The 23,088-nt window shown below is 65.9% G+C and carries 18 protein-coding genes; 11 read left to right on the forward strand and 7 right to left on the reverse strand.

Annotation, left to right across the window (positions count from 1 at the left end; genetic code table 11):
- Positions 1–129 precede the first annotated feature (129 nt).
- Genes HMPREF2886_RS02385 through HMPREF2886_RS02395 form a run of 3 tightly spaced genes read left to right on the forward strand, consistent with a single transcriptional unit; the run spans position 130 to position 3,743 of the window.
- On the forward strand, positions 130–837 hold the full coding sequence (locus HMPREF2886_RS02385) for a paraquat-inducible protein A (RefSeq protein WP_079394969.1): 708 nt from the start codon (positions 130–132) through the stop codon (positions 835–837).
- Positions 824–1,444: a paraquat-inducible protein A gene (locus HMPREF2886_RS02390; RefSeq protein ID WP_003107436.1), complete on the forward strand. Its 621-nt coding sequence runs from the start codon at positions 824–826 to the stop codon at positions 1,442–1,444. Before HMPREF2886_RS02385 ends, HMPREF2886_RS02390 begins: the two co-directional genes overlap by 14 nt.
- Positions 1,437–3,743, forward strand: a complete 2,307-nt coding sequence (locus HMPREF2886_RS02395; RefSeq protein ID WP_039028076.1) for a PqiB family protein — start codon at positions 1,437–1,439, stop codon at positions 3,741–3,743. The genes HMPREF2886_RS02390 and HMPREF2886_RS02395 overlap by 8 nt, the downstream gene beginning before the upstream one ends.
- 72 nt (positions 3,744–3,815) lie before the next feature.
- On the opposite strand, the gene HMPREF2886_RS02400 is transcribed toward HMPREF2886_RS02395, so the two are convergent.
- From HMPREF2886_RS02400 to mksB, 5 genes are all read right to left on the reverse strand, one after another.
- Entirely contained in the window at positions 3,816–5,354 is a 1,539-nt protein-coding gene (locus HMPREF2886_RS02400; RefSeq protein ID WP_083318510.1) for an ABC transporter permease, read from the reverse strand.
- A gap of 20 nt (positions 5,355–5,374) precedes the next feature.
- On the reverse strand, positions 5,375–6,382 hold the full coding sequence (locus HMPREF2886_RS02405; RefSeq protein WP_033976183.1) for an iron ABC transporter substrate-binding protein: 1,008 nt from the start codon (positions 6,380–6,382) through the stop codon (positions 5,375–5,377).
- A gap of 111 nt (positions 6,383–6,493) precedes the next feature.
- Positions 6,494–9,340 carry an Mks condensin complex protein MksF gene (gene mksF, locus HMPREF2886_RS02410; RefSeq protein WP_003106141.1) on the reverse strand — a complete coding sequence of 949 codons (2,847 nt, stop codon included), beginning with the start codon at positions 9,338–9,340 and terminating at the stop codon, positions 6,494–6,496.
- Positions 9,337–10,032, reverse strand: coding sequence for an Mks condensin complex protein MksE (gene mksE, locus HMPREF2886_RS02415; protein ID WP_023126619.1), 696 nt, complete (start codon positions 10,030–10,032; stop codon positions 9,337–9,339). Before mksE ends, mksF begins: the two co-directional genes overlap by 4 nt.
- Positions 10,022–11,320 (reverse strand): Mks condensin complex protein MksB, encoded by a 1,299-nt coding sequence (gene mksB, locus HMPREF2886_RS02420; RefSeq protein ID WP_003095037.1) that lies wholly within the window; start codon positions 11,318–11,320, stop codon positions 10,022–10,024. The genes mksE and mksB overlap by 11 nt, the downstream gene beginning before the upstream one ends.
- 283 nt (positions 11,321–11,603) lie before the next feature.
- Here mksB and HMPREF2886_RS02425 point away from each other — a divergent pair, with 283 nt between their 5' ends.
- From HMPREF2886_RS02425 to can, 8 genes are all read left to right on the forward strand, one after another.
- Entirely contained in the window at positions 11,604–12,206 is a 603-nt protein-coding gene (locus HMPREF2886_RS02425) for a hypothetical protein (RefSeq protein ID WP_003095035.1), read from the forward strand.
- A 203-nt stretch (positions 12,207–12,409) separates the two neighbouring features.
- The gene (locus HMPREF2886_RS02430) at positions 12,410–13,456 is read left to right on the forward strand and encodes a DUF6160 family protein (protein ID WP_070746740.1); all 1,047 of its coding nucleotides are present in this window, start codon (positions 12,410–12,412) and stop codon (positions 13,454–13,456) included.
- 1 nt (position 13,457) lies between these two features.
- Entirely contained in the window at positions 13,458–14,477 is a 1,020-nt protein-coding gene (locus HMPREF2886_RS02435) for a hypothetical protein (RefSeq protein ID WP_003095031.1), read from the forward strand.
- 30 nt (positions 14,478–14,507) lie between these two features.
- The gene (locus HMPREF2886_RS02440) at positions 14,508–15,044 is read left to right on the forward strand and encodes a DUF6160 family protein (RefSeq protein WP_003141635.1); all 537 of its coding nucleotides are present in this window, start codon (positions 14,508–14,510) and stop codon (positions 15,042–15,044) included.
- 259 nt (positions 15,045–15,303) lie between these two features.
- Positions 15,304–16,005, forward strand: coding sequence for a protein TonB (locus HMPREF2886_RS02445; protein ID WP_079387590.1), 702 nt, complete (start codon positions 15,304–15,306; stop codon positions 16,003–16,005).
- Positions 16,002–16,454, forward strand: coding sequence for a ribosomal protein S18-alanine N-acetyltransferase (gene rimI / locus HMPREF2886_RS02450; RefSeq protein ID WP_003095025.1), 453 nt, complete (start codon positions 16,002–16,004; stop codon positions 16,452–16,454). Before HMPREF2886_RS02445 ends, rimI begins: the two co-directional genes overlap by 4 nt.
- A 198-nt stretch (positions 16,455–16,652) precedes the next feature.
- Positions 16,653–17,891: a C69 family dipeptidase gene (locus HMPREF2886_RS02455; protein WP_033976177.1), complete on the forward strand. Its 1,239-nt coding sequence runs from the start codon at positions 16,653–16,655 to the stop codon at positions 17,889–17,891.
- A 61-nt stretch (positions 17,892–17,952) separates the two neighbouring features.
- Positions 17,953–18,600 (forward strand): carbonate dehydratase, encoded by a 648-nt coding sequence (gene can / locus HMPREF2886_RS02460; protein ID WP_003095021.1) that lies wholly within the window; start codon positions 17,953–17,955, stop codon positions 18,598–18,600.
- A gap of 69 nt (positions 18,601–18,669) precedes the next feature.
- Here the strand turns inward: can and HMPREF2886_RS02465 are convergent, their stop codons facing one another.
- Together HMPREF2886_RS02465 and HMPREF2886_RS02470 are read right to left on the reverse strand one after the other, a co-directional pair.
- Positions 18,670–20,898 (reverse strand): TonB-dependent receptor, encoded by a 2,229-nt coding sequence (locus HMPREF2886_RS02465; protein ID WP_033976175.1) that lies wholly within the window; start codon positions 20,896–20,898, stop codon positions 18,670–18,672.
- Positions 20,899–21,089: 191 nt separating this feature from the next.
- Entirely contained in the window at positions 21,090–22,949 is a 1,860-nt protein-coding gene (locus HMPREF2886_RS02470; RefSeq protein ID WP_003156877.1) for a DEAD/DEAH box helicase, read from the reverse strand.
- Positions 22,950–23,088: the final 139 nt, after the last annotated feature.

Here is a 23,088-nt window from a genome sequence, read left to right on the forward strand (position 1 = left end):
TGGTCAGCAATGACCGGGGGTTTTGCTTTTGCGCGCGGAAAAGTGGCAAGCCAGCAGCGCTGCGGACGATAATCGAAAAACTTCGAGAGCTGCCGGGCGGCGTACTTCCGAGGGCATGGGAGACGCGATTTGCACTGTGCGCTCGTCTACAATAGCCGACAAATCCAGCCGAGCTCATTCATGTCCGATACCGATGTCCGTGGCCTGCAGGATCTTCCCTTGGAAGAACTGGTTGCTTGCCATGAGTGTGATCTGTTGATGCGCCGGGAACCCCTGGGACCGGGCGAGAAAGCCAATTGTCCGCGCTGCGGTTTCGAGCTGGCCGCGCATCGCCATCAATGGAAACGCCGTTGCTTCGCGCTGGTTCTGACGGCGCTATTCCTCTATATCCCAGCCAACTTCCTGCCGATCATGAATCTCAGCCTGCTCGGCCAGACCCGCAGCGATACGGTCTGGACAGGAGTGCTCGGTCTTTACGACAGTGGCATGCAGGGCGTCGCCATCCTGGTATTCCTGTGCAGCATGGTGATCCCGTTGGTCAAGTTGCTCTGCCAGTTGCTGGTGATGATCAGCGTGCGTTTCGGTATCGCCCGTCACATCGGCATGCTGCTCTACCGCAGCTATCACCATCTGCGCGAGTGGGGGATGCTCGAGGTCTACCTCATGGGTATCCTGGTTTCCATCGTCAAGCTGATCGACATGGCCGATCTCAGCCTGGGCATCGGTCTGGCCTGTTTCGTGGCGCTGCTGTTCACCCAGGTCTGGCTGGAGGTCACCATGTCGCCGCACCAGGTATGGGAAGCGCTGGGCGGCGAGGACGACGATGCGCGCGCTTGATGCCGGAATTCTGGTGTGCGGCGAGTGCCACCAGTTGAATCGCGCCGACGGGGACGAGCATCCGCGTTGCAGTCGCTGCGGTGCGGTGCTGCACGCCCGGCGCCCAAACAGCCTCACGCGCACCTGGGCTTTGCTGATCACCGCGGCGATCCTCTACATACCCGCCAACCTGTTGCCGATCATGACGGTCAACCTCTTCGGCAGCGGAATGCCCGCCACCATCATGGAGGGCGTGGTCGAACTGGTGCATGCCGACATGTTTCCCATCGCCATGGTGGTGTTCGTCGCCAGTATCCTGGTTCCTACTTTCAAGCTGGTGGGCATCGCCCTGCTGCTTTATTCGGTACAGCGGCACCAGCCGATGTCGGCCCGCCAGCGTATCCTGATGTATCGCTTCATCGAATGGATCGGGCGTTGGTCGATGCTCGATATCTTCGTCATCGCCATCCTCGTGGCGCTGGTGAATTTCGGCAACCTGGCGAGCATCGAGGCCAACCTCGGCGCCGCCGCCTTCGCCAGCGTGGTGGTGCTCACCATGCTCGCCGCCGTGACGTTCGACCCCCGGCTTATCTGGGACAACACCAATCTGGATGACGAGAATGAGTGATCTGCCAAGCCCGAAGAAACACAAGACCTCGAACTGGTCGGCGATCTGGGTGCTGCCGCTGGTGGCCCTGGCCATCGGTGCCTGGTTGGCGTGGCGTGCCTTCGACCAGGCCGGCGTGGACATCCAGGTCCGCTTCGAGAGCGGCGACGGGATCCAGGCCAACAAGACCGAGGTGCTGTACAAGGGCATCTCGGTGGGCAAGGTGACCGACCTGCATGTCAGCAAGGATATAAAGGGCGTGGTCGCGACCATCGAGATCAAGAAGGAAGCCCAGGAATACCTGAGCAAGGACACCCGCTTCTGGCTGGTCAAGCCGCGCGTTTCCCTGGCTGGCGTCACCGGCCTGGAAACCCTGGTATCCGGCGTCTACATCGCGGTCGATCCGGTGAAGGGCGAGAAGGAAGAACGCTACTTCACCGCGTTGAAGGAGCCGCCACCCCTTTCCGACAAGCTGCCCGGCCTGCACCTGACCCTCAAGGCCGATCGCCTGGGCTCCCTGGAGCAGGGCAGCCCGGTGTTCTACCGACAGATCCAGGTCGGCCAGGTGAAGAGCTTCCAGCTGGGCGATGACCAGAGGACCATCGAGATCAAGGTGCACATCGAGCCGGCCTACGCCGACCTGGTGCGCAAGCACACGCGATTCTGGAACGCCAGCGGTATCTCCATTTCCGGCGGCCTGTCCGGCTTCAAGGTGCACAGCGAGTCGCTGCTGACCCTGGTCGCCGGCGGTATCGCCTTCTCCACCCCGGAGAACCGCACCGACAGCCCGCCGACCGATCCGAGCAAGCCGTTCCGCCTGTACGACGACTACGACGCGGCCCAGGCCGGTCTGCGCGTGAAGCTGAAGATGAACGACGTCAGCGGTATCGACCCGGGCCGCACCCCGGTGATGTTCAACGGCGTGCAGGTCGGCCTGGTCAAGTCGATCGACATGGGCAAGGACTACAGCAGCGCCACTGCCGATCTGGCGATGGATCCGCGGGTCGAGGACATGTTGCTGGAAGGCACCGAGTTCTGGACCGTCAAGCCAAGCATCTCCCTGGCCGGCATCACCGGCCTCGAGGCCCTGGTGAAAGGTAACTACATCGACGTGCGCTTCGCCAAGAGCGGCGCGCCGAGCCGCGAGTTCACCATCCGCCCGAAAGCGCCGCCGCTGAACACCGACGCGCCCGGCCTGCACCTGGTGCTGACCAGCGACAAGCTCGGCTCGATCGACATCGGCGCGCCGATCCTCTATCGCCAGGTCCGCGTCGGCAGCGTGCAGAGCTACCAGCTATCGCGCGACCGCCAGCGAGTGGTGGTGGGTGTGCACATCGAGCCGGAGTACGCGCACCTGGTAAATACCTCGACGCGCTTCTGGAACTCCAGCGGGATCACCCTGACCGGCAACCTCAGCGGCGTGCAGGTGAAGAGCGAGTCGCTACAGACCCTGATCACCGGCGGGATTTCCTTCGACACCCTCGATCCGAAGGCGCCGACCGTGACCAAGGTGCGTCGCTTCACCCTCTTCGACAGCGAGGAGGCGGCGATGGCCCGTGGCGTGGAGATCCAGCTGAGCATCGACAATGCCGACGGCCTGCGCGAAGGCACGCCGATCCGCTTCAAGGGCCTGGACATCGGCAAGATCGAAAGCGTCGAGCTGAACCCGGACCTCTCCGGGGTACTGATGAAGGCCCGCCTGACTTCCGCCGGCGAGCGCGTCGCCCGCAGCGGAACCCGCTTCTGGGTGGTACGTCCGGCGCTCGGCCTGCTGCGTACCGAGAACCTCGGAACCCTGGTCAGCGGCCCCTACATCGAGGCGCTGCCGTCGAGCACGCCGGGCGAGCGCCAGGCACGCTTCCAGACTCTCGCCGAAGCGCCCAACCTGCTGGGCCGGGAAAACGGCCTGCGGCTGACCCTCAGTGCGCCGCGCAAGGGCTCGATCAAGCCGGGCAACCTGGTGACCTACCGGCAGATCCCGGTGGGCAAGGTCGTCGACCTGGCCTTGGGCGAACAGGCCGACCGGGTGCTGATCGGCATCCTCATCGAACCGCGCTACGTACCGCTGGTGCGTACCGGCAGCCGTTTCTGGAATGCCAGCGGCTTCGGCGTCGACGCCAGCCTGTTCAAGGGCCTGTCGCTACGCACCGAGTCGATGGAGGCGCTGATGGAGGGCGGCATTGCCTTCGCCACCCCGAACAATGCGCAGATGGGCGAGCCCGCCAAGCCGGGGCAGACCTTCGCCCTGTTCGATTCGGCCAATGACGAATGGCTGGAGTGGGCGCCCAAGATTCCTCTGAAGGAAGCCGCCCGCCGCTGATTGTCGGACCGGCAAAAAGAAACGCCGCTTACCTGGGTAAGCGGCGTTTTCGTTGCTGGTGGGGAGTGGGTGTCAGTGAGTGCTGAGATGCGCCCGGGTGGTCAGCAGGTACACCGGCAAGCCGGAGATCAGGATCAGCAGCGCGGCGTAGGGTGCGGCGGCAGCGTACTCCAGGTTGGCGGTGTGCACCCAGACCGAGGTGGCCAGGGTCGACAGCCCGGTGGGGCCTAGCACCAGGGTGGCGGTCAGTTCCTTCATGGTGTCGAGGAACACCAGCACGAAGCCGGCGCCGATGGCCGGCGAGATGATCGGCAGGGTGATCCGCAGGAAGGCCATCAAGGGCGTCTGGCCGAGGGTGCGGGCGGCTTCCTCCAACTGCGGCGAGGCCTTTTCCAGGGCCACGCGGATCGGTGCCTGGGTCAGCGGCATGAACAGCAGGGCATAGGCGACCAGCAGCAAGCCGGTGGTCTGGTAGGTGGCTGGCAGGTAGTGCAGCGAGAAGTACACCAGCGAGAGGGCGATCACCAGTCCCGGCAACGCTTGCAGCAGGTACGGCAGGCGCTGGGTCCAGCGTGCCAGGGCACCGGGGTAGCGCACCACCAGAATGCTTACCGGCAGCGCCAGCAGGCAACTGAGCAGGGCCCCGCCGAAGGCCAGCGACAGGGAGGAAAGCAGGGTCGAGGCGATTTCCACCAGCGGGAAGCTGGCCGAGGAGCCTTCGTACAGCCAATAACCGAGCATCACCAGGGGAATACCGGTACCGACCAGCACCAGCGTCGCCAGCAGCGCCTGGAGCAGCCACTTGCCGAACCCCAGGCGGACCCGCTCGGCCCGCCGCGCGCTGCCCTGGCCGGTGCGTACCAGGCGGCCGCGGCCGCGCATGCGCAACTCCAGCCAGAGCAGCAGGAAGCACAGCGCCAGGAGTACCGAGGAGAGCATCGCCGCGGTGGCGTTGCTGAACTCCAGTTCGAACTCCTGGTAGATGGCTGTGGTGAAGGTCTGGTAGCGCAGGATCGACAGCGCGCCGAACTCCACCAGCATATGCAGCGCCACCAATAGCCCGGTGGCGGCCAGGGTAGGCCGCAGCAGCGGCAGGGTGACCCGCAGGAACACCTGGCGCCGCGACAGACCGAGCATTCGCGCCGACTCCTCCAGGGACGGATCGATGCCGCGCAGGGTCGCCGCTACCGGCAGGTAGACCAGCGGGTACTTGGACATGGTCATGACCAGGATGGCGCCGCCGAGGCCTTCGTACATCGGGCTCAGCGAAACCCAGGTGAAACTGCTGACGAAGGCGGGGATGGCGAACGGCAGGCACAGCACCACGTTCCAGAAGCGCCGCGCCGGCAGGTCGCTGCGCTCCACGCACCAGGCCAGGGCCAGGCCGAGCAGGGCGCTGAGCAGGGTCACGCCGAACATCAGCCACAGGGTGTTGCCCAGCAAGCGGAATACGTAGGGGCGCCAGAGCAGTTGCCAGGCGGTGTGCCAGCCGGCATCCCAGGCCTTGGCCGCGACGTAGAGCAGCGGCAGGCTGGCCAGCAGGGCGAGGAGCAGGACCGGCAGGAGCAGCCAGAATGGCGTTCGCCGGCGCGAGCCCGGGCGCAGGTGCACGGTCGTGGAGGCGGCGCCGATCAATTCAGGCCAACGTCGCGTTCGAGGCTGAGGGCCTCGCTGGCCTCACCCAGGTCGGCCGGAGTCAGTTTCGGTGGGTCCAGTTCGGCGAACGGCTTCAGCGCCGGATCGGCCTGCATCCCCTTGCGCATCGGGTACTCGGCGGACTGGCTGAGGATCGCCTTCTGGCCTTCCTCGCTGAGCATGAAGGCGACGAACTGCTGGGCTTCCTTGGGGTGCTTGCTGGACTTGAGCACCGCGGCGCCGGAGACGGTGACCAGCGCGCCCGGGTCCTGGTTGCCGAAGTAGTGCAGGCGCGAGTTCAACTCGCCCTTTTCCTTCTTCAGGGTGTACCAGTAGTAATTGTTGATCAGCGCCATGTCGACCTCGCCGTTCTCCACGGCTTTCATGGCGGTGACGTTGTTGGTGTAGATCGAGCCGAAGGCCTTCAGGCCGGTCAGCCAATCCTCGGCCTCCTCCTGGCCCTTGAGCTTGATCACGGCGGCGACCTGTTCGAGGAAGGCGCCACTGGTGGGCACGAAGCCGAAGCGGCCGGACCAGGACGGATCGGAAAGATCCATCAGGCTCTTCGGCAGATCCTTCTCGTCGATCTTCTTCGGGTTGTAGGCCAGTACCCGGGTGCGGGCGGTGATGCCGACCCAGTCGCCGTTGCCGCCGGCGTGCTCCGGCTCGACCAGGGCCAGGGTCTCTGGCTCCAGCTTGGCCAGCAGGCCGGCGCTGGCCAGGCGGATCAACGGTGGCGATTCCTCGGTGTAGAGCACGTCGGCCGGCGAGCGCGCGCCTTCCTCGGTGATCTGGCTGGCGAGCTGGCCATCGCCGCCCTTGCGGATCTTCACCTGGATGCCGGTCTTGTCCTGGAAGGCCTTGGCGATGGCGATACCGGTGGCGGCGTGCTGGCCATTGTAGAGGGTAAGGGTGACGGGATCGGCCGCCGCATTGAGGGAAAGCGAACCGAGCAGGCACGCCAGGGCGGCGTGGCGGAAACGGTTGAGAAGTCGAACAGGCATGGATTCTCCCCGTGGGTTACAAATGCGAATGTAACCAATTATATCTTCGTGGGAGCTTCGGGCCTATCGGAAAAGTCCACGGCCCTGTCAGGCAGGGCCGTGGCAGACGCTTCACGCCGGTTCGCCGGCTTCCTCCGGCTCGCTGGCTGCGCGGGTTTCGCCGCTGGCGGCGGCATCCCGGCGACGGATGTATTTCCAGTCGGCTTCGTCGATATAGATACCGTTCGGGCCGCTACCGCCTTCCAGGTCGATCGCCACGTGTGCGGAAACCTGCGGCTTCACGCTCGCCAGGATCGGCACGAAGCCCAGTTGCAGGCTGGTCTCCAGCAGCGCGGCCTGGTTGCGCTCGTCGATGTCTGCCGCCTCGTCCAGGTAGTAGGGCAGGCGCACGCGCCCGGCCTGCTCGCGGTCCATCAGGTGCAGCAACAGGTACATGTTGGTCAGGGCCTTGATGGTCATGGTGGTGCCGTTGGAGGCGGCGCCGTCGATGTCGGTGTGCATGATCGGCTGGCCGTTGACCTTGGTGATCTCGAAGGCCAGTTCGAACAGGTCCTTCAGGCCCAACTGGTTGTGGTTGGCGGCGACCAGGCGGGCCAGGTATTCCTTGGCCTCCTCGTTCTTCGCGTCCTGCTCGGCGCTCTGGGTCAGGTCGAACACCGAGAGGTTCTCGCCTTCCTCGTACTGGCCGGCGCTGTGGATGATCTGGTCGATGTGCTTGAGCGCATCCTTGTTCGGCGCGAGGACGATGCGGAAGCTCTGCAGGTTGGAAACCTGGCGCTTGTTGATCTCGCGGTTGAACAGGGCCAACTGGTGTTCCAGGTTGTCGTAGTCGCTGCGGATGTTGCGCAGGGTCCGGGCGATGTCGGTGACCGCCGCGCGGCGCGCCTTGGCCAGCGTCAGGGCCTCGTCCTGGCGATGCGCGTAGGCGTTGATCAACAGCTTCAGGCGGCGCTCGGTGTCGTCCTCGCTATCGAACTTGGCGACGCCCTTCAGGCGCACCTGGGCGTACAGCGCCTCGATCTGCCCGTCGATACGCTGCAGCGCCTGCCAGGTGTCCTGGTAGTCGTTGAGCAGCGGCAGCAGGTTGTCCAGCGAGTCGTCCACCGGCTCCATGAACGGCGTGCCGAAGGGCAGGTCGGCCGGCAGTAGCTGGCGGCGGCGCAGGGCATCTTCCAGGGTGCGCTCCTTGGCTTCCAGGTCGCCCAGTTGCCGGGCCACCAGTTGCAGGCGCGCGGAGAGTTGCTGGACGCGCTCGGCGAAGGCGTCGCTGGAGCGCTTGAGCTCGTCCTGGGACGCCTCCAGCTGGGCCAGTTCGGCGAGCTTCTCGGGCTCCTCGGCGGTCAGCGTCTGGGTGCGGCGGAAGTCTTCCAGGGCCTTCTGCGCATCCAGCACGTCCTGGTACAGCTTCTCTGCCTGGGCCTTGCTCGCGGCGCGGTCGGCGGCGACGCTCTGCTGGGTCTTGAGTTGCTTCAGCTCTTTCTCCAGGCGCTCCTTCTGGTCGCGCAGGGCGGCGCGGTCGGCCAGGGCCTGCAACGCCGGGGGCTCGATGTGCGACAGGTCGATGCTCAGGCCTGGGGCTTCGAAATGCTCGCCCTTGAAGTGGTCGAGGATGGCTTCGACGCTCTTCACCCAGACGTCGCCGTCATCCAGGTTCACCCCGTTCTCGCCGAGCGGCAGGCTGAACAGCGCGCCGTTGAACAGACGCATCAGGCGTTCCACGTCCTGCTGGCTGAACTCCTCGCGCAGGCGTGCGTAGCTGTTGTTGTCGGCGTGTTCGAGCTGCTGGCGGACGTTCTTCAGGCGTTTTTCCAGGTCGCGCAGACGCTCTTCCAGGTCTTCGCTGGAGAACTGCCGCGAATGGGCCAGGGCGCCGGCCAGTTCGTCGTGGGCATCCTTGGCGGCGAGCAGCTGTTGTTCGAGGACCTTGGCGTCGTCGACCAGGGCGAAGCGGGTCTTGAGCACCGACAGCTCGCCGAGCCAGCGCTGGATGCCGGCGATCTCGCGCTCCAGGCGCATCAGCTCCTGGGTGCCGCCACGCTGTTCGTTCTGCAGGCCGTCCTGCTCGGCGCGGTATTGCTCGTGCTGGATCAGCAGTTCCTCGCGGCGCGCCCCGGCGTAGTCGTGCCAGGTGCCGAGCAGGCTGTCGAGCAGCGGCGAAAGGCGGTGCATCTTGCCGCGCAGTACGTCGCGCTGGGTCACGCCGTTGGCCAGGGCCTCCACCAGCGGGCCGGCGGCGACCAGCGCCTGGTAGTCCTGCTCCATCCGCCGCACGTCGCGGAAGGCCTCCTCGCAGGCGGCGATGTAGTCGACGTTACCCGAGCGCAGGCTGTGCTCGAAGGCGTCGAGGAACAACTGCTTGAGCTTGGCCGCAGTGATCTCGCGCATGTGCAGCAGGTTGATGAACAGCGAGCGGAAGGTCTTCAGGCTCTGCTCGCTGGTGGAGCGCAGCGGGATCATGGTCAGGTCGAGCGGGATCGACGTGTGCCCGCCAACCAGCAGGCGGCGCAGCTCTTCCGGCTTCACCTCGTAGGCCTTGATGCCTTCGCGCTCGAGGTTGGCGAACAGCTCGCGCTGGCGCAGGCAGGTACCATTCTTCTGGTAGTGGTCCAGGCTCAGCTCGCCAGCGTAGGCGAAGAACTGGTGGCCGAAGCCGCCGCCCGGGCCGCGTCCGGCCACGCCGATCACGTGCGGACCGTGGGGCAGCATCAGTTCGAGGAGGATGTAGCTGGTGTCCGAGGCGAAGTAGAAGCGCCGCGACTGCTCCATGCTGTACTTGCCGAAGCTCATGTCCGACAGGCGGGCAAGGATCGGGAACTGCAGGGCGTTGATCGAGGCGCTCTTGCCCAGGTTGTTGGCGCCGTAGATCGACAGCGGGTTTTCCAGTGGGAAGATACCCAGGCTGTAGCCGGCGGTATTGAGCAGGGCGAAGCGGCGGATGCCGTAGCGGGTCTGGCTCATGCGTCAGCCTCCTGTTGCGCGTGTTCTTCGGCGATGGCGCGGGCGAGGGCGTCTTCCTCGCTCTCTTCGGCCAGTTCTTCGTCGCTGGCCATCAGCGGTTCGATCTCGCCGTCATCGACCAGCACCGGCGTCTGCAACGGCAGGTCGGCGTGCAGGCTGGCGGACAGGTTGCGGTCCTGTTGCACCGACAGGCAGACGTCGAGGAAACGGTGCATCGGCGGCATGAAGCGGTACACGCCGCTGTCCTCGGAGGCGAAGCCGAGTTGGGTCAGGCGGCGCATGACTTTCTCTTCCAGTTCTTCCTGGGTCTGCACCTCGGCCTGGAGGAACAGGTCGCGGTATTTCTCCAGCAGCGGCGGCAGCTCTTCGCGGCCGATGCTGCCGCCGTCCAGCACGGACAGCGGGTCGCGGCCCTGGTCGGCGAGGTGCTCGACGAGGATGAAGGTGAACAACGCCAGGCGTTGGGCGGTCTTGTTCACCTGGGCGCCGACCTGCTCCGGGACGAAGTAGTAGAAGCCGCGGGTGTCGCAGACCAGCTCGAAGCCCATGGCGCGGAACAGGCCGCGGTACTGGTCCTGGTGCGAGGACAGCTGGGTGTACAGCTCGGGGTCGCGGTGGCTGATGTGGTAGCCCTTGAACAGCTCGCGGAAGATCGGCGCGAGCTGGGTCAGTTCGGAGAGATCAAGATGCATGGGTTTCGCTCGCGGAAAGGGTGTCTGCGTCCCTGGCCTGGCCCTTGTCCTTGGCGGCGGGGTTCAGGGCGAAGGAGCAGAGGCTGACGCAATGTTCGGTGGTTTCGTACTCGCGGCGTTGCAGGCGTTCGCGCTGGAAGCGCGCGTCGCGCGACAGCCGGGAGAACCAGTAGAGCAACTCGTCGGTGGCGCCGTCCGGTTCCTGGGCCAGCAGCCATTGCATGAGGTCCGGCAGCGGCAGCGCCGCCTGGCAGCGCTCGATCATTTCCCGCGCGGTCCGCGGTGGTCGCGCCGGCCCGTTGCTCTTGCGCGTGCCGCTGGACTTGGGGAACTGCGCCGGCTTCGGCTCGAAGCGGGCGAGGGCGAAGACGTAGCTCTCGACCTGCGAGGCGGTGCCGAGGAAGGTGCTCTGCGGCCGGGTGAACAGCGGCATCGCCGCCTGCGGCACGGCATCCAGGCCCTTGCGCCGGATCGCCGCCAGCGCCAGGGCGGCGCCACGGGTCACCGCGTTGTGCCGGCGCGCTTCCTCGCGCAGCGGCAGCAATAATTCGCGGGCGCGGCGCAGGGTCAGCTGGGCGTTGGTCTGCATCTCGAGGATGCGCGCGTGGGTGCGCAGCACCAGGTCGTCGTCGACCAGATGGCCGAGGCGCTGCTGTTCGCCGAGCAGGCGCAGCAGGACCTGTTCGACCCGTCGTACACCCTGCTCGAAGGCGCCGTCGGCGCTGACCAGCTGGATCATCGGCTCGACGTACTCGTCCCAGGTCGCCAGGACCTCCGCGTAGCGCTGCGCCAGGGGAATCTGCCGGTCGCTGGTCTTGGCCCGCTCGGCCACGCCGATCAGTGCCTGCTCGTCATTGCCGAGCTTCTTCAGTACATCGCGCACGCGCATGTCGAGCAGTCGCAACTGACGCGCCAGGTCCTGGCTGTCGCGGGTCTCGAAGGCGTCCTGGATGTACCCGGCGAGGCGCTCCAGATGGCGCAGGTAGGCCTCGATCTCCAGGCACAGACCAAGGCGATGTTCGTGGCGCAGGTAGGCGAGGAAGTCGTGGATCTGCGCGTTCAGCTCGAAACGGTTGGGGCTCTTGGCCACCGGGACCAGGATATCCAGGCGGATCCACTGGTCGAGCAGGGCGGTGATTTCCGCCGGGTTGCTTTCCGGCAACTGGGTGTTCAACTGGCTGCGCAGTTCCGCCAGGCTCAGGGTGCCGGCATCGAAGCGCTCGCAGAGAGGCTCGAGCAGGGCCCAGTGTTCGGCAAGCGCACGCAGTACGCGTCGGGGGTCGATCATCGGGAGGGCCGGTCCGTGGAAAAAGCGCCGATTGTACTGCAAAGGTACGGGCGACGCAGACACCGCCGATGAGTGCGATGCAGGCCGCCGGCACGTCTGCGGCGCAGGTACGGGCCGGCATCGATGGGTGGCACCTGGCTATCATTGAAGTGTCGAAAAGCGGCAGTTTATGACTTCGTAAGGACTTTCCTGCCCTGCCTGGTCCGAGGAATGGGGCTTCCAGGGGCTGGCACGCTTTCTGCTGAAGTCCCCTGGCCTGTCTATTCCAAATGAATGCCGACTCTTGAACGACGCCGCCTACGCCGAGGCCCGCTGGGCCGAACTGCAGAACCAGGGTGACCTTGCCTGGGACCTGGATGCCATCACCAACCGCAGCGAGGCGATCGCCTTCCTCAAGCGTTTCGAGAACCGCCTGTGCATCTACTCGGCCTATGTCGAGAAGCTCTACAGCAACTACAGCTTCGTGATTCCCGAGAGTGATCATGGCGGCATCACCATCCTGCCCAGCGAGCAGGCCTGGCACGACACCTTCCACGATATCCCGCTGGCCGCGGTGGAGCCCACCGGGATCCATATCCTGCCGGGCGAGACCATGGGCTATCGCGGGCTCTACCTGAAGATTCCCGGCGAGCACCGCCTGGTGGCGTCGAAGGAATTGCCGTTCCAGGAAGGATTGAAACTGCTGATCCAGCGTTACCAGGCTCACGACGACGTGTTCCTGCCGATCCTGGTCAAGGGCGACCTGCGCGAGTATGAAGCGCGCATGCCCTCGCTACACCTGCACCGGATCAACCCCGCCCGGCTCAGCGCACACTCCCTGCTCAGCCTCAACGCTATCAAGGGCGCCATCGCCGACCATCTGATCGGCCTGTTCCGCCAGCAGTGAAGGGCTGACGTTACCCCGTGTGACGATGGGTAACATCCATCCTGGCCGAGCGACCGCTCATCCGCTGCACCGAGCTCGGCGACCGCGTCATTCGGCGGTTTTTCTCGACTATGGGTCGGCCCCGATTCGCCCGGGGCTTTCTATAGTGACTACAGGCCGCAGTGTCTCTGCCGTCGGCCACGAGAAGAACAAGAGGTGAGCCCATGTCCCGTCGTCTGCCCTTCCTGCTGCGTTGCGCGCTGTTCTGCGGAGCCGGTCTGCTGGCTGCTACCGCCCAGGCGAGGATGGAGTCGCTGGACGACGACCAGCTTTCCGACGTGGTCGGCCAGGCCTTCATCAACCTCACCACCGACGCCGCCAACGGACTGAACTTCACCCGCATCAACTTCGGCGCCGACATCGAGACCCAACTGAACATGAAGAAGCTGCAGTTGGGCCAGTACAACCGCAGCGACGAGCTTGCCGGCAGTGCCGACATTGCCATCGACAACTTCGCCCTGGGCACGGTCAACGACGCCACCGGCGCGATCAACCCGTTCCTCATCAGCAATCCCTACATCGAGTTCGCCTACGATGGCAGCAAGATGGTCGGCATCCGTATCGGTTTCGGCGAAGCCAAGGGCTACCTCTCGGGCGATATCAAGACCCTCACCGGCAACGTGCCGGTGGACCTGTATGGCACCGGCAGCCAGCTGGGCGGCAGCATTTCCTGCGGCCTGCTGGCCCTCGACTGCCTGGCGGCGAAGACCGCCATCACCCTCACCGGCAGCTCCCAATACACCGCCCAGGCCGAACTGGTGAACAGCTCCGGCAACCCCGACCCGATCCGCGCTGCCATGATCGGCCTGAAGAACGGCACGGCCCTGGACATGCACGACAGCACCATCATCGGTAGCCTGGTGAACGTCCTGCTGCCCTTCCTCACCTCCAACGACTGCAAGCTGATGGGCGCCCAGACCTGCTTCAACCTGGCCCAGTACCAGTCGTTCCCGATCGGCACCGTGGATCCGAACAACGCGCAGAACTTCATCGACTCGTCGAAAGGCTTCTTCATCTCGATGCAGAGCCAGAACGTCCAGTGGCGCGACCAGCAGGATCCCTCCAAGCTGGTCGCCGCGCTGGCCGGTGCCTTCCTCAACATGTCGCGCAACGCTGATGGAACAGCGCCGATCAAGGTCGACTTCGGTCAGGCCTTCAATGGCATTCCACGGCAGGACACCTGCCTGGGCGGCCTGAACAAGGGCTGCTGAGATGAGTCGCGCCTGCCTGCTCGCGGCCCTGCTGGCCGCCCCCTTCGCCCATGCCGAGATGACAGCGCTCGACGACGAGCAACTGTCGGACGTGCAGGGTGCCGGCATCGGCTTCGTCCTCGACAGCGCCATGGTCGACGGCAACAAGGCCACCATCGCGATCAATGGCGTGACCAACACCGCCACCGGGCAGAACGTGCCGATCACGGTAAAGGAGCTGTACGTCGCCGCCACTGGCAGCAACAAGGGCAGTACCCTGGCGCCGGTGACTCTCGGCCGTCTCAATTTCCCGTTCAAGCTGAATCTGGCCAAGGGTTCGGTGCTGACCACCCAGCTCGACGACGGGCGGGTGGTCAGCACCTTGCCGGACACCGCGGACGTGATCGAACTGGCCTTCCCCAGCCTGGTGAGCGGCGCCGGCGGCCAGCCGTGCATCGCTGGTTACGCCGGTGCCGGCAGCAACTGCTCGAGCCGGGCCAGCGAAAAGGTCGACGCCGGCATCCGCTTCGACTTCGGCGTCACTTCCACGCGCACCGATGTGCTCAACCTGGACTTCTCCGAACTGGCGATGGACGGTTCCTACCTGCGCTTCTGGGGTGCCAACGCGCGCAGCCAACTGGTCGGCGAGATGCGCCTGAACCTCTACGCCAAGACTTTCGAGATCATGTCCTGCGGTGCTGGCTCGCCCAGTTGCGTCAGCGCCGCCGAGCAGGCCGCGCGCACCGTCTACCTGACCAACGCCTATGCCAGCGTCGCGCTTGGCTACGGGAAGTCGCAGCCGTTGCTGTTCTCGGTCACCGCCGACGGCAACTTCACTTTCGAACTGCCCAAGCTGACCCTGGCCAACGCCGCCGACTTCTACGCCAATGCGCCGCGCACCAGCCTGGTGATCGAGAACCTCAACATCGGCGGTACCCGGCCAGGCTACGGGCAGGTACCGACCGGCGGCTACAACATGGGCCGCAACGAGATATCCGGGCTCAGCTTCAACTACCTGAAGGTGACGTCGCACAACCTCTGAGGTGGCGGCGCGAAACGAGGTACGCAGCACATGGCCAAGCAGACTCATCCACTGGCAGGCGGCATCGGCATCCTCGCGGCGCTGGCGCTGCTGTTCAGCGCTTCGGCCGGGGCCGAGTTGCGCTCGCTGGGCGATAGCGATCTGGACGACGTGGTCGGCCAGGCCGGGATCAGCATCAGCGCCTCGCTCAATCTCCAGGAAAATCCTTCGCAGACTCGCTGCGCCGGCGGTTGCGGCGCGCGCCTGGCGATCCAGCCGGCCGGCAGCGGCAACAACTACCTGGTGATCGACGATATCAGCGGCAAGTTCAGCTTCGACGAAGTCACCCTGGACGTCGTTACCATCAAGGATGGATTCGGCGGCGACGGCGCCGCCTTCAACCGCCCGGTGCTGCGCGTCGGCCTGAAGGACACCAGCTTCCAGGACCTGCGCTTCACCATCGCTGGCGCCAACAAGGCGCGCGGTACCGATCCCGGGCTGGTGCAGACCAACCTGGTCAGCGCACGTATCGACGGCACCCTCAAGCTGCAGGGCAACGTCAATATCTTCACCGTCGCCCCGCGTTGAGGGCGAACCGTCGCATGGCGGGACAAAGCCGCTCCGCCGAGGTCGAAGAACCGCTATCATTGCCTGCCTGAACGCCGGGGGCGAAACCGTCCCCGCGCATCGCCTATTTGCCGGTGCCCGAGATTTGATCGAAGAACAGCGTCGCCGCGCCTTCCTGGGCGCGATGCAGATAACCAGTTGGCTGCCCCGCCAGCCGTTGCCGTTCGCCGCACCCTCGCGGCCGGAGTTGCTGGAGACCCCGCCACGGGAAGAGCCGGCGGTGCCTGTGCGCGCGCGCGCCGCGATCGATGCGCCGCAGGCTCGCGTCCCGCAAGCCGAGGCGCCGGCCAGCGCGCCGAGCGTGGCTCCCGCCGCGCCAGCGGAAGGCCGGGGGATCCCGATCAGCCTGCCGAAGCCGGGCGCCCCGGCGGCGAAGAAAGCCGAGCCGGTCGTGCCGGTCGAAGAGGCCCCGGCCGAGCCGCCGGCGGCCCAGGCCCCGCCGCCGCGCTTCGCCCTGCAACTGCTGCAGGCGGACTCCTGCACCCTGCTGGTCGAACTGCCCACCGGCGAACCCTTCGCCAGCCGCGATCCGGGTTACCTGCTGCTGCGCGACCTGCTGCGCGCCGCCGGCCTGCCGGACAGCCCGCGGCTGATCGGCGAACCGGTACGCTGGCCGCTGCTGGCGCGCGGCAACCTCGACCAGGGGCCGCAGGCGGCCCTGGAGTTCGTCCAGAGCTTCGTCGCCGCGCGCATGGAGGAGAGCGAGCGCAGCCGCTGCCTGTGGCTGGTCGGCCTGCCGGCGATCCGCTTCGCCGGCGAGGGCGACGAGGGCAGCCTGTTCCGCGAACTGCAGGTGGACGGTCTGGGCGCAACCTGGGCCGTGCCGGGCCTGGAAGCCCTCATGGAAGAACCCGCCCTCAAGGGCGAGCTGTGGCGCGCCATGCGCCGTGTCCGTCAGCGCTGGTCGAGCGAGATTCAATGAGCGATGCGATTTCCTTCCGCCCGATGACCGAGGCGGACCTCGATGCCGTGCTGAAAATCGAATATGCCGCCTTCAGCCACCCCTGGACCCGTGGCATCTTCAGCGAAGGCCTGAAGAACTACCATTGCTGGCTGATGTTCGAGGGTAGCCAGCAGGTCGGCCATGGCGTCATCCAGATCATCCTCGACGAGGCGCACCTGCTGAATATCACGGTGAAGCCCGAAAGCCAGGGGCGTGGCCTCGGTCTGCGCCTGCTCGAACACCTGATGCGCGAGGCGGCCGGCCACCAGGCTCGCGAATGCTTCCTCGAAGTGCGCGCTTCCAACCAGGCCGCCTACCGCCTCTACGAACGCTACGGTTTCAACGAGATCGGCCGCCGTCGCGACTACTACCCCGCCGTCGGCGGGCGCGAAGACGCCCTGGTCATGGCCTGTACCCTGTTCGACTGAGGCTTGCTCCGCTTCCCTGCCGGCAACTAGCTATCACTTGGAGTAGCTGGCTGGCCTTCTGGCACCGCCGTACCCTTACCAGCATTCCGATTCTCGCCTGCATACCGCAGGCAGGTCCCTTCATGCGGTAACCCTTCGCGGGAGTGCGAAGTCAGGTCGACAGCGGCCGGTGGCAGGATGCGCAGACTGGAGCCCCCCATGTGCGACACCCTGATCCTTCGCCACCAGGGCCAGACCTGGTTCGCCAAGAACAGCGACCGCGAGCCCGCCGAACCGCAGCGTCTGCTGCGCCTGCCGGCGGTGCGCAACGATCCGGAAGCGCGCTTGCGCACCACTTACCTCGACATTCCCCAGGCCGCCCAGCGGCATGCGCTGGTGATCAGCCAGCCGAGCTGGATCTGGGGCGCGGAAATGGGCGTCAACGAGCACGGTGTAGCCATCGGCAACGAAGCGGTGTTCACCAAGCTGACCCGTCAGCGCGGCACCGCGCTGCTCGGCATGGACCTGCTGCGCCTGGGTCTGGAGCGCGGCGCCAGCGCCCGCGAGGCGCTGGAGGTGATCACCGGGTTGTTGCAGCGTTACGGCCAGGGCGGCCCGGCCGGCTATCGCGACAAGCGCATCCGTTACGACAACAGCTTCCTTATCGCCGACTCCGGCGAGGCCTGGGTGCTGGAAACCGCCGGCAACCTGTGGGCGGCGAAGAAGGTCGAGCGCTGGGCCATCTCCAACGCCCTGACCCTTGGCCACGAATTCGACCTGTGCAGCCGCGACCTCGAGGACCAGGCACGTCGCCAGGGCTGCTGGGATGGTCGCGGCGATTTCCACTTCGCGCGGGTCTTCGACACCCGCCTGCTACCCTGGGTCGGCGGCGCGCACCGGCGTTGTCGGATCAACCAGCGCTTCCTCGACAGTCTGCCTGGCGAGCCGGACTGGCACGCCCTGTTCGCCGCGCTGCGCCACCATGGTCCGCGCGGGGACCACTTCCGCCGCCACAACAACCGCCAGGTATGCATGCACGCCGGCAGCTTCTGGCGGCCCTCGCAGACTACCGCCAGTCTGGTCGCCCGCTTGCGCGACGGCGGCCCGCTGCTGGCCGCCACCGGTACTTCGGCGCCGTGCCTGGGACTGTTCCAGCCGCTGTCCTTCGATCCGGCCTCCGGCGCCGCCGTGCTCAGCCAGCCGCGGGAGGCGGTACAGGAGTCCCCCTGGTGGCGCTTCGAGGCGGTGCACCGCCGCGCGCTCACCGACCGCGCCTTCCGCCGGCTCCTGCGCAGCGGCCGCGATTGGCTGGAACGGGAACTCTTCGCCGACCTCGAACAGCCCGACTGGCCGCGCCTGGCAGAGGACGCCGCAACCTGGCACGCCTGTTGGCATGATCAGGTCGCCATGCAGCCGCTGGCGCAGCAGCGCTGGTGGCGTAGCCACGCCGCGCTGTGACGCTTGTCAAACGGGCACCGCCTTCCGTAAGGTGCTGCACCGGTCAAACGAGGGGCATGCCATGAGCGACTTGCAGCAACTGTTCGAGAACAACGTCCGCTGGGCCGAAGCGATCAAGCAGGAAGACCCGGACTTCTTCGCCAAGCTGGCCCGCCAGCAGACCCCCGAGTACCTCTGGATCGGCTGCTCCGACGCGCGGGTGCCGGCCAACGAAATCGTCGGCATGCTGCCCGGCGACCTGTTCGTCCATCGCAACGTCGCCAACGTCGTGCTGCACACCGACCTCAACTGCCTGTCGGTGATCCAGTTCGCCGTCGACGTGCTCAAGGTCAAGCACATCCTGGTCACCGGCCACTATGGCTGCGGTGGCGTGCGCGCCTCCCTGCACAACGACCAGCTCGGCCTGATCGACGGCTGGCTGCGCAGCATTCGCGACCTCGCCTACGAATACCGCGAGCACCTGGAGCAGTTGCCGACCGAGGAGGAGCGCGTCGATCGCCTCTGCGAGCTCAACGTGATCCAGCAGGTGGCCAACGTCAGCCACACCAGCATCGTCCAGAACGCCTGGCACCGCGGCCAGTCGCTGTCCGTGCATGGCTGCATCTACGGGATCAAGGATGGCCTGTGGAAGAACCTCAACGTCACCGTCAGCGGCCTCGACCAGTTGCCGCCGCAGTATCGCTTGAGTCCGCTGGGCGGTTGCTGCTGAGAGAGGCGGAAGCTCTTCCCCGCGCGTTCCCCTCTCCCTGGAGGGACAGGGGAACTGTCGAGGACGGCTTCAGAACTCCACGCTATACGTCAGGCTGTAGGTCCGCCCCCGTCCCTTGTAGTCGAACAGTCCCGCTGGTGCGAGCCCGCCGTAGTAGACCTGGGCGCGTTGTCCCCAGACCGTGGTGTAGTCCTTGTCCAGCAGGTTCTGGATGCCCGCGGTGAGGGTGCCCACCGGCAGCGCCTGGGTGCCGAGCAGGTCGAACAGCGCGTAGCCGTCGATCTTGTTGCCCGCCTCGTCGTTCAGGTTGAAGGTGCGCACGCCCTGCAGGCGCAGGCTGCGCTGGTCGTTCTTCCAGCCGACGAAGGCACCGGCCTTGGACGGGCTGGCCGAGGTCACGTCCTGCTTCAGCCAGCGGCCGTCGACCTTCTCCTGGGAGCGGATGGCCAGGCCGTTGACGCCGACCTGCCAGTGATCGTCCAGCCAGTAGGTAGCCTGGCCCTCCAGGCCGTAGTTGCGCTTCTTGGTGTCCTGCTGCAGCACCGCCAGGGTCTTCGAGTCGTACTTGATGCTCTTGTCCGACCAGGAATAGAACGCCGCCACCTGGGTATCCAGGGCACCGTCGGTGTGCCGCCAGCCCAGCTCGACCTGCTTGGTCTTGATCCCGTCCAGCGGCGAGTCGTTCACGCTGACCCCCTGCAACAGCGGGTAGTGGCCATTGCCGTCGGCTGCGCCGTAGCGTCCGAAACCGTAGTATTTGGCCGGGTCCGGCAGCTCGAAGCCTTCGCTGTAGTTGGCCCAGACCTGTTGTTGCTGGCTCAGCTTGTAGATGGCGCCGACGTTGACCAGGTTGACGTCGTAGTCCTTGCTCCCGCCCGGAACCGCGTCGGCGGTCTTGCCGAGGCCGTTGGCGATGAGGATCTGCTGGTTCGCCGCAACGAAGTCGCTGACGTCGGTGCTCATCGACTGGCGCCGCACGCCGGCGCTCAGGGTCAGGTCGTCGGTGGCCTTCCAACTGCCCTGGAGGAAGAATGCGCGGCTGTCGGTATCGATGTCCGGGTAGCGGCCCAGCTTGGCCTGTTCGCTGGCTACCAGCCCGCCGCTGGCGGCGGCGAGCGGCAGGTTGAAGAGCATCTGGTCGGACGTGAATTTTTCCCGGTCCAGGTCCACCCCGTAGGTCAGGCTGGCGCGCTCCCAGGTCTTCACCAGGGCCAGTTTCATCCCGTAGTAGTCGGTGTCCTGCTGCGAGGCGGAATAGTAGGAGGTGCCGTAGTTGATCGCGCCGCTATTGCTGTAGCGGATGGTGGGGAAGGGGTTGAAGGCCATCTTCTCGTTGCGGTAGTAGGCCTGCAGGTAGAGGTCGTGACCCAGCACTTCCGGCGCGTGGTAGGTGGCGTTGAACTGATGGCGCTTGCTCTCCGGCTCGCGGTCGAGGTCGACGCCGCCCTTGATCGAATAGGGTGCCCGTCCGCGTAGGGCCTCGAAGTTGCGCCCGAGATCGAGGCCGCGGTCGCCGTCGTAGCCGGAGTCGTAGTACTGCAGGCCGAGATCGAGGCTGTGGCCATTGGCGAAAGTGAAGCCAAGGCTGCCCATCAGGTCCACCGACCTGTTGTACTGCAGGTCGGTCTGGGTGATGTCCGTCAGTACCTGGTCGCCACTGCCATCGTAGGCCGCGCCGTTCTTCTGGTAGGCGATGGCCAGGCGGCCGTTGAACAGGTCGTTGCCGCCGCTGATCGACTGCGCCGCGCGCAGGTCGTGGTCCTCATGGCTCTGGAAGCCGCTGCGGGCGCCCAGCTCGGTGTTGAAGCGAGTGTCGCCGCCGACACCCTTCTTGGTCACAATGTTGATGATCCCGCCGGTGGCGCCGCCGCCGTATACCGCGCTGGCTCCGGACATCACCTCGATGCGCTCGATGTTGAATGGGTCGATGGAATCGAACTGCCGGCTGATGCCCCGCGAACTGTTCAGCGACACTCCGTCGATCATCACCAGCACGCTGCGTCCGCGCAGGTTCTGGCCGTTGTTGGTACGACCCTGGGAGCCGATATCCAGGCCCGGGATCAATTGTCCCAACGCCTCTTTCAGCGGCACGCCGGCCTGGGTCTGCTGGTCCAGTTGCTCGCGCTCGATCACCCAGACCGTGCCGGGCAACTCGCTGATGCTGGTCGGCGCGCGCGAGCCGATCACCACCATCTGCTGCTCCACCGGATCGGCAGCCAGCGTGGGAGCGGAAAACGAAGCGAACAGGGAGAGGGAAAGCGCCAGGGGAGCCGGGCGCGAAGGAATGGAGCGGGGCATGAGGGGTGTCCGATTTGCTGTTGTTTTGTCGACGGCAAAGCTAAACAAATTGATAATTATTATCAAATGATACGAACTGTTTCAGCGACCCTTGCCTGGTAGCCAAACAAGACGGCATGCCTGACGACGGGCCGAAAACGAGGGGCAGAAAAAGGCCGGCGACTGGACCAGTCGCGAGCCCGCCTACCCCCTCAGGCAAGCACTCCCCGCGCGACCCCTATCGCCTCTGCAACCCTCCCGGTGAATCCGGTGCCTTCCCTATAGGTCATCACCAAACGGTCGATCGCCCGCGTCATCGCCACGTAGAGCAGACGCGCCTCGTCGCTTTCGTCTTCGTTCGTCCTGGGCATCTCGTGCAGACCTGGAATCAGCACCAGGCCGAACTCCAGCCCCTTGCTGGAATGCATGCTGACCAGCTTCACCGAATCGCTGGCGCCGTAGAGGCTGGCGCGGCCCTGGGTGGAGAGGCCGGAGGCGCAGGGAATGCCGGCCTCCTGCAGGGCGCGCTCGGCGCGTTGGCCCTGGGTGTGGTGGCGATAGACGATGGCGATGTCGCTGAGCGCGCGGCCGTGGGCCTGGGCGTCGCGGATGCGTTCGACCAGGCACTGCCATTCCTTGCGTTCGCTGGCGCAGTGGATCAGTTCCGGGAAGGCGCCGCGGCGGCCGGCGCTTTCCGGGGCCAGGGTGGGAACGCCATCGTCGCTGTCCTCGCGAGCGGCGAGCAGGTCGTGGGCGAAGGCGCGGGCTACGCTGAGCACCTCCAGGGTGTTGCGGTAGTTGGTCCGCAGGATGGTGGTGCGGCCCTGGGCGCGGATGCCGACGCTGGCGAAGCTGAAGTCCAGGCGCCTGCCGCCCTTCGGCCGGTAGATCGACTGGGCGTCGTCGTAGAGCACCAGCAGCGAGCCGCTGTCGCCGTCGACCATGCGCACGGCCAGGCGGAACCAGTCGGGCTGGAAGTCGTGGCCTTCGTCGATGAGCACCGCCGCGTAGCGTGCGCCGGGAATGCGTCCGTCGTTCGCGCCGTCGACGGCCTGGCGGACCATGGTTTCCATCTTCTCGTTGACCGAGAGCGTCGCTCCGGGCAGCTCGAGACCGTGCTCGACCAGCAATTCCCGGCACCAGGCATGGAAGCTGCGCACCTTTACCTTGTCACCCAGGCCGCGCTCGACCATCAGCTGGTTGAGGCGCCCGGCCAGCGAGCGGTTGTAGCAGAGCACCAGGATCGGCTTGCTCGCCAGCGCCGCCAGGTGCTTGCAGCGGTAGGCCAGGATCATGGTCTTGCCGCTGCCGGCGACGCCGTGGATCACCCGGTGACCGTCGCCGAGGGAGCGGGCCAGTTGTTCCTGCTGCAGGTCCATGACCTTGATCAGGCTCGGCAGAGGCGCCTCGCTGGCGCTGAACAGGCCGAACTGCCCGGACTGCTGGCTGACCCGTACCTCGGGAAACAAGTGGTAGCGCACCCGGTCCAGCTGCTCCGGCGACAGCTGGCAGTGGAAGGGGTAGGGAAACAGGTCCCACAGGCGCTGCTGGAAGGCCTCGCTGTCTACCGACTCGGTCATTTCGTCCTGGAAGATCACCTTGTGCGGGTCGAGTACTTCGTGCAGGTCGGTCTGTTCGAACTGGCTGCGGGTAACGTTGCTGAGCACCACGCCGAAGCCGAAGGGCATCACCAGCTGGCCCGGCCGCGCGGCGCTCTCCGGCTGCTTCAGGGCGGCGTCCTTGCGCAGGGTTTTCACCACCTCGAAGGTATACTCGCGCGCCTGCTCCAGCGGATGCTTGTGGGTCCGCTCGCCAGCGCCGTCGCGGATCCGCGCCTGCGCCTTGTCCATGAAGGTGATCCGCTCCAGGCTCCAGTCCTTGACCTCCAGCACCAGCATGCCGCGCTGCGGATGGACCAGGATCACGTCGGGATGCAGGGCGTTGTCGCCGACCGGGACGTTGAACCAGCATAGGTAGTCGTCGTCGAGTTTCTTTTCCAGGCGTTCGGCGAGGCGCCGTTCGCCGGGGCTGTCGAAGCGACAGGCGTTGCGGGCGGGGAAGAACTGGGCCATGTCGATGCCTATCCTTGGCGTGCGTCGGGCACGGGTGAAGCGGGAACGGCGCCCTGGTCCGACCGCGCTCGCCGTGGCAACGAGCGCGAAGGAAAGCCCGGAGCGGAGCCCCGGACTCGAAAAGGCGCAAATACTGGCA

Source organism: Pseudomonas sp. HMSC066A08, assembly GCF_001813025.1.
GTDB lineage: Bacteria > Pseudomonadota > Gammaproteobacteria > Pseudomonadales > Pseudomonadaceae > Pseudomonas > Pseudomonas aeruginosa.